Origin of the sequence: Ramlibacter sp. (assembly GCF_035706265.1) — a bacterium.
Taxonomy (GTDB): Bacteria; Pseudomonadota; Gammaproteobacteria; order Burkholderiales; family Burkholderiaceae_C; genus Ramlibacter.
In genome coordinates, this window is record NZ_DASSVG010000048.1 from 1 (window position 1) to 2,500 (window position 2,500).

The window sequence follows — 2,500 nt, forward strand, 5'->3', positions numbered from 1 at the left end:
TCGGTCAGCGACAGCAGGAAACTCACGAGGTCGATCTTCTCCTGCTCGGTGAGACCCAGCGGGACGATCCCCGGCGAGAGGTTCGCCGCGTTGTCCACCCCGAAGTCGCCGCCGCGGCTGTAGTGGTCGATCACCTGCATCAGCGTGGCCTTGCCGCCGTTGTGGAAGTAGGGCCCCGTGAGTTCCACGTTGCGCAGGCCCGGTGCCTTGAAGGCGCCCGCCACGTTGACCTTGCTGGTGAGCTCCGGGATCAGGTACTGCCACGCGCGGAAGCTGTCGCCGAGACGCGCCGCCGCGGCTTCCTTGTCGATCGCCTCGGTCATGAAGAGGGTCTCGGACAGCGGGTTGCCCCAGGGGCCGCGGGCACCGATGCCCAGGTCCTCGTGCGTGGGCCGCACGCCGATGTTGTAGAAGCCGCTGTCATAGGTGAGCTGGCGGCCGTCGCGCATGTCCATCTGCTCCAGCCGCACCTCGGTCACGTTGCGGAAGGATGCGGCGGTGAACTCCGCGCCGATGTGGCAGAACTGGCACAGGCCCTTGTTGTTGAAGATGTCGAAGCCGCGTTTCTCGCTGGCCGTCATCACCGACTCGTTGCCGTCCGCCCACTGGTCGAAGCGCGAGTCGTCGGAGATCAGCGTCTGCTCGTACATCTGGATCGCCAGGGCGAAGAACAGCGAGAAGTTGGCTTCCATCTGGCCGGTGGTGAACTTCAGCTTCTTCTTCTGGGCCTTCTTCGCCTTCTTCGCCAGCTTGCCGCGCACGTCCATGGAAGCCAGCTTGGCGGCCTGCTTCTCGGTGAACTCCACGGTCGGCCACATCCAGTAGGTCGGGTGGAAGGCCTTCTGCACCAGGTCGCGGTACTTCGGACGGCTGGCCGCGTAGGCACCCAGCACGCTGTCGCTGGCCGCGATCTGCTGGTCGGCCAGGATGGGCTGGCCCAGGATCTTCTCGCCCAGCTCCGCGAAAGTGCGGTTGGCGCAGCTCATCTCCATCTCCGACAGTCCCGGGCCCGACGCCTGCGAGGCCAGCGCGGAGGAGGGCAGCGCCACCTTCACCTGCTGCATCACGCCGTCGACCACCTTCCACACCAGCGCGTTCGGGTTGTGGGCGCCGAACGGATCGCCGCCGTTGAACGTGTTGGTGGCGCGGCCGTCCCAGAAGTTGCGGAAGTTGAACGCCGCGTTGATCACGGAAAGCGCGTTGCGCGGCTGCACCTGGCGGGTGTTCACCGGCCCGTAGTGGAAGGCATCGCCCTCGAGCGTGTAGGCACAGGTTTCCGAAGTCACGCCCTTCTTGTCGGTCGTCACCTCGATGAACTCCCCGTTGAACGCGCCCTGCGAGCTCTCGATGTCGTTGATGTCGATGCGATCGGCCGGGTGGTTGCCGGTGCTGCCGGTGCGGAACTTCGTCAGCGGGAAGTCGCTGGCCTTCACCTCGTAGTTCGGTCCGGGCATCAGCTGGAACGTGAAGTCCGGATCCGGCGACACCAGGTTCTTCGACATGCGCAGCGTGCCGGGGTTGACCTGGTTCTTCACCCGTCCGTCCGCGCCGGCGTGGAAGTGGCAGCTGGCGCAGGCGGTCTTGTTGTCGCTGCCGACGCGGGTGTCCCAGAACAGCGCCTTGCCCAGCGCGATGGCGGCCTGCCTGTCGACGATGAACTCGGCGAGCTCTTCGTCCGTCGGCCCGGGGACCGGCACGGTCTTGAGCGACATCAGGGGCAGCGGAATCATCGGTTCGCGCACCTCGGGCCGGATGATGGCGCCGTAGGTCTCGTTGTTCGCCGGCGGCAGGCTCGGCTGCAGCATGGTTCCCAGGCCGGTGCGCGCCAGGGGCAGCGCCGCGGAGGCGGCGTAGGTCACGCCGTCCCAGGTGGGCAGCGGCGTGGGCATCAGCTGGTGCTGGCCCGGGTGCTCCACGTCCCAGCGCAGGAGCATGGACGTGTCCTCGTGCTGCGTGTTGTGGCAGTGCTCCACGTAGGTGCCGGCGAATTCGCGGAACTGGATCGCGATTTCGACGCTGGCGGTGCTGTCGTCCTCGGCGCCGATGCGGTAGACGTCCTTGCGCGCCCACTTCTCCCACTCGGGCGGCGCCTTGCCGCCGCGCTTGAGGACGAGGCCCTCCTCGAAGTGCACGTGGATGGGGTGGCCCCAGCCGCCGCCGGTGGTCATGGTCCAGATCTCCAGCGTGCCATTGCCGCTGTAGCCGGCGTCGGTCGGGCCGGTGGCCAGTTGCGGCGCGGCGGAGATGCGGCGCGGATCGGCGCCGAAGCCGGCACCGCCGTCGGTCTTGATCGTCCAGGGCGCCAGGTCGGTGCCGTTGGAGCGGCCGAAGTGGAAGGCGCGGCGGCGCGCGGTCATCAGCCGCTGCTGGTCGGCCGGGTTGCTGCGATCCAGCCAGAGCGGGATCATCTTCTTGCCCGCGGCCTGGCCCGGCTTGGCCGGCTCGTACTCGTGCGGGTCCATGCTCAGGTCGGTGCCCGCATAGGTCTGCACGCGCAGCT

At 67.7% G+C, this 2,500-nt stretch carries 1 protein-coding gene (cut by a window edge); it reads right to left on the reverse strand.

All coding sequences use genetic code 11. The features are described 5' to 3' along the window. Positions 1-2,500: part of a cytochrome c peroxidase coding region (locus VFM98_RS01680; protein WP_325108155.1), annotated on the reverse strand (this coding region is incomplete at both ends). The annotated region continues 1,268 nt past the right edge of the window; the window shows 2,500 of its 3,768 annotated nt.